5 protein-coding genes are annotated in these 4,194 nt (G+C 70.3%); 4 read left to right on the top strand and 1 reads right to left on the bottom strand.

What is annotated here, in order from left to right; all coding sequences use genetic code 11:
- The coding region (locus tag ABTZ89_RS36455; protein WP_351053575.1) for an AAA family ATPase at positions 1-1,409 on the top strand (1,409 nt) is incomplete at its 5' end.
- 81 nt (positions 1,410-1,490) lie between these two features.
- Here ABTZ89_RS36455 and ABTZ89_RS36450 read toward each other — a convergent pair.
- Positions 1,491-1,847, bottom strand: a complete 357-nt coding sequence (locus ABTZ89_RS36450) for an arsenate reductase family protein (protein WP_270949852.1) — start codon at positions 1,845-1,847, stop codon at positions 1,491-1,493.
- A gap of 164 nt (positions 1,848-2,011) precedes the next feature.
- Here ABTZ89_RS36450 and ABTZ89_RS36445 point away from each other — a divergent pair, with 164 nt between their 5' ends.
- The 3 genes from ABTZ89_RS36445 to ABTZ89_RS36435 form a co-directional block, all read left to right on the top strand.
- Positions 2,012-2,278, top strand: a complete 267-nt coding sequence (locus ABTZ89_RS36445) for a DUF3040 domain-containing protein (RefSeq protein ID WP_351053571.1) — start codon at positions 2,012-2,014, stop codon at positions 2,276-2,278.
- A gap of 256 nt (positions 2,279-2,534) precedes the next feature.
- Complete coding sequence (locus ABTZ89_RS36440) at positions 2,535-3,533, top strand: ABC transporter substrate-binding protein (protein ID WP_270949854.1); 999 nt, start codon at positions 2,535-2,537, stop codon at positions 3,531-3,533.
- Between the two features lie 17 nt (positions 3,534-3,550).
- Positions 3,551-4,194, top strand: a 644-nt coding sequence (locus tag ABTZ89_RS36435) for an LLM class flavin-dependent oxidoreductase (RefSeq protein ID WP_351053567.1), incomplete at its 3' end; no start/stop codon positions are given.

The following is a 4,194-nucleotide window of genomic DNA, read 5'->3' as shown; positions in this document are numbered from 1 at the left end:
GCCGGTTCCAGCCGGTGCAGGTGCCCGAGCCGAGCGTGTCCGACACCGTGCTGATCCTGCAGGGCCTGCGCGAGAACTACGAGGCGCACCACCAGGTCCGCTACACCGAGGAAGCGGTGCAGGCCGCGGCCCGGCTGTCCGACCAGTACATCAACGACCGGTTCCTGCCGGACAAGGCGATCGACCTGATCGACCAGGCCGGGGCGCGCAAGCGCTTGGCCGCGCTGGCACCGGACGACGCCGACCTGCGCAGCCGCATCGAGCGGCTGGAGCAGCAGAAGGACGACGCGGTCGCCGCGGAGGACTACGAGCGGGCGTCGGCGCTGCGCGACGAGATCAACCAGGCCCGGTCCGGGCTCGGCGACGCCGGGACCACCGGGGAACTGGAGGTCACCGCCGAGGACATCGCCGAGATCGTGGCGCGGGCGACCGGGGTTCCGGTCAGCCGGTTGACCGCCGCGGAGAAGGAGCGGCTGCAGGGCCTCGAGCAGGAGCTGCACGAACGCGTGGTCGGGCAGGACGACGCGGTGCGGGCGCTGGCCCGCGCGGTGCGGCGCTCGCGCAGCGGGCTCGGCGACCCGAACCGCCCGGTGGGCAGCTTCCTGTTCCTCGGGCCGACCGGGGTCGGCAAGACCGAGCTGGCCAAGGCGCTGGCCGAATCGCTGTTCGGCGACGAGCAGCGGATGATCCGGCTGGACATGAGCGAGTTCCAGGAACGGCACACCGCCAGCCGGCTGGTCGGCGCCCCGCCCGGGTACGTCGGCCACGGCGAGGCCGGTGAGCTGACCGAGGCCGTGCGGCGGCACCCGTACTCGGTGGTGCTGCTCGACGAGGTGGAGAAGGCGCACCCGGACGTGTTCAACACGCTGTTGCAGGTGCTCGACGACGGTCGGCTGACCGATGGTCAGGGACGCACCGTGGACTTCAGCAACACGGTGCTGATCATGACCAGCAACCTGGGTTCGGAGGTCATCTCCAGCCCCGGCGGCAAGATCGGCTTCACCGCCACCGACGCCGCACCGGCGCTGGACGAGCGGATCATGCCGCGGCTGCGCGAGGCGTTCCGGCCGGAATTCCTCAACCGCATCAACGAGATCGTGGTGTTCAAGCGGCTCGACGGCGAGCAGCTGCACACGATCACCCGGATGCTGCTGGGGCACACCGTGCGGCGGCTGGGCGAGCTGGGCATCGACGTCGAGTTCGACCAGGCGGCGGTGGCCTGGATCTCCGAGCGCGGCTACCAGCCGGAGTTCGGTGCCCGACCGCTGCGGCGGGCGATCGAGCGCGAGGTCGACGACCGGATCAGCGACCTGATCCTGGACGGCGAGCTCGCCGAGGGAGCCAGGCTGCGGGTCTCGGCCGCCGACGGCGAGCTGACGCTGCAGGTCGACCAGCCGGTCGTGGCCTGACGCCCAGCCGAACGGGGCGGGCACGTGCGACGTGCCCGCCCCGTTCTCGCTCGTCCAGGCGCGCTCACCCGGCCAGGCCCGTCAGGGCAGGACCGACCGCACGGCCTCGGGCGTGCGGGCCACCACGGTGGTCCCGTCGTCGGCGGTGATGATCGGGCGCTGGATGAGCTTCGGGTGCTCGACCATCGCTTCGATCCACCGGTCCCGGTTCTCCGGGTCCTTCGGCCAGGTCTTCATCTCGAGCTCCTTGGCCACCGCCTCGTTCGTCCGGACGATGTCCCAGGGCTCCAGCCCGAGCCGGTCGAGCACTTCGCCCAGCTCCGCCGCGGTGGGCGGTTCGTCCAGGTAGCGGCGCACGGTGTACTCCGCTCCCGCCTCGTCCAGCAAGGACACGGCCGACCGGCATTTCGAACACGCCGGGTTGACCCAGATCTCCATTCCCACTCTCCCCACACGCGGAACCCGATGCGCCGATCTTGCCAGGCCCACGACCAACCTCGACTACCGCACGAGGCACAAAACTGGGCGGGCCGATGGACCCTTCACAGGCGCCACGATCGTTGCAATACTTGTTCAAGGAGGCGGATATCCGTGGAGGCGCCATGCTACCCAGGGACGAGCGTCGCCGCCTGAAGGAGATCGAGAACCAGCTCATGGGCGACGACCCGAAGCTGGCTCGGAGGCTGACCGAAACCAGCACGCTGCGCCGGTTGTGGCTGCAGCTGTCGCCGCGAATGCTGCTGGTCCTGGTGGCGGCGGCGCTGGCTGTCGTGTGCCTCTTCCTCGGCGAGGGCGGCGGCATGTTCCTGTCCGCAGCGCTGGCCTTGATCGCATTCGTCTCCCGGAACTGGCAGATCCGGCTGGAATGAAGCGCGTTCCCGATCTTTGGGAGGATCCCGCGCAGCGTTGACGCTGGCGCGCGGGCATTGCGAGCATCTGCGGTGTGACCGGACGCATTGCGTTGACCTGGCGCTTGCACGTCGATCTTCGACGGCAGGCCAGCTCCGCGTGTCGTCCCCGCTGATCTCCCCGCACTGATCCGCCCCGCTGCCCGGCGCGCCCGTCGCCGCACTGCTCGGGGCCATCTCTTCCTGCCCGCTTCCCGTGAAATCGGAGCAATCGATCGTGCGCCGTCGTGATTTCCTGACCGTGCTCGCCCTCTCCTCGACCGGACTCCTCGCCGCCTGCGGACGATCCGATCCTCAGCAAGCACCGGTTCCCGCACCCGTCAGCCCTCAGCAACTCGCCGCGGTGACGCTGCGCGTCGGTGACCAGAAGGGCAACTCCCGGTCGCTGCTGCGTTCCGCAGGCCTCGACGACTTCCCCTACGCGGTGCAATGGGCCACCTTCCCATCCGGGCCGCCGTTGCTGGAGGCGGTTTCGGCGGACGCCGTGGACATCGGCGGCGTCGGCAACACGCCCCCTCTGTTCGCCGCTGCCGCCAAGGCCAAGATCCGGGTCGTCGCGGCGTCCAAGGGCAACGTCGAGAGCGACGCCCTCGTGGTGCTGCCGGGCTCCCCGCTGCAGCAGGTCGAACAGCTGCGCGGCCGCAAGATCGCAGTGGCCAAGGGAAGTTCCGCGCACGGCCAGATCCTCCTGACGCTGCGCAAAGCCGGACTCACCCCGGACGACGTCGAACTGGTGTACCTGCAGCCCTCCGACGCCATGGGCGCGTTCAAGAACGGCTCGGTGGACGCGTGGGCCATCTGGGACCCCTACTTCTCCCAGATCCAGCTCGAGTCCAACGTCCGGGTGCTCGCCGACGGTCGCGGCACCGCCAACGGCCTGAGCTTCCAGGTCGCAGGACCCGCCGCGCTCGCCGACGCCGGCCGGAACACGGCGATCGCCGACTACCTGGTGCGACTGGCCAAGGCACAGCGATTCGCCGACGCCAACCGCGAGCAGCGCGCGCAAGCGTGGGCCGAGGACACCGGTCTGCCCATCGAGGTCACCCGGCGGGCCACCGAAACCGGACCGGACCTCCCGACACCCCTGGACGCCGAGGTGATCCGCTCCGAGCAGGAGCTCGCCGACGCGTTCGTGGCCGCCAAGGAAATCCCGCGACGATTCGAGTTCGCCGAGTTCGTCGACACCAGGTTCGCCGAACAACTCGCCGCAGTCTGAGCAGACCGGAGCCGAAGATGACCGTCACCACCCACTGGTTCCTGCCCACCCACGGCGACGGCCGGTCCATCGTGGACCGTCCACACGTGACAGCCTCCGGCGCGGACACGCCCCGCCAGCCGGACATCGACTACCTGGCGCAAGTCGCGCAGGCCGCCGAGCACCTCGGGTTCACCGGCATGCTCACACCCACCGGCAGCTGGTGCCAGGACGCCTGGATCACCACCGCTGCGCTGCTGGCCCGCACCCGGCGGATCAAGTTCCTGGTGGCCTTCCGCCCCGGTTCGCTGACCCCGACGCTGGCCGCCCAGCTCGCCGCCACCTACCAGCGGGTGTCCGGCGGCCGTCTGCTGCTCAACATCGTCACCGGTGGTGAATCCACCGAACAGCAGCGCTACGGCGACTGGCTGAACCACGACCAGCGCTACGAGCGCACCGACGAGTTCCTGGCCGTGCTGCGCGGGATCTTCGACGGCGAGCCGGTCGACTTCGACGGCGAGCACTACCAGGTCCGGGGCGCGACCGCCTTCGAAGCGCCCGACCCGCAGCCGCCGCTGTACTTCGGCGGCTCCTCCGACGCCGCGCTACCGGTCGCCGCCCGACGCGCGGACGTGCACCTGACCTGGGGCGAACCGCCGGATGCCGTGGCGCGGAAGGTGAA

The organism is Saccharopolyspora sp. NPDC002686 (assembly GCF_040295745.1).
GTDB lineage: Bacteria > Actinomycetota > Actinomycetes > Mycobacteriales > Pseudonocardiaceae > Saccharopolyspora > Saccharopolyspora oryzae.
This window is presented reverse-complemented; position numbering and strand designations above follow the sequence as displayed.

Excerpts from the sequence above, each read along its gene's own strand:
- ABTZ89_RS36445 (WP_351053571.1), top strand. The coding sequence starts at position 2,012 with ATGCTACCCAGGGACGAGCGTCGCCGCCTGAAGGAGATCGAGAACCAG.
- ABTZ89_RS36450 (WP_270949852.1), bottom strand. The coding sequence starts at position 1,847 with ATGGAGATCTGGGTCAACCCGGCGTGTTCGAAATGCCGGTCGGCCGTG.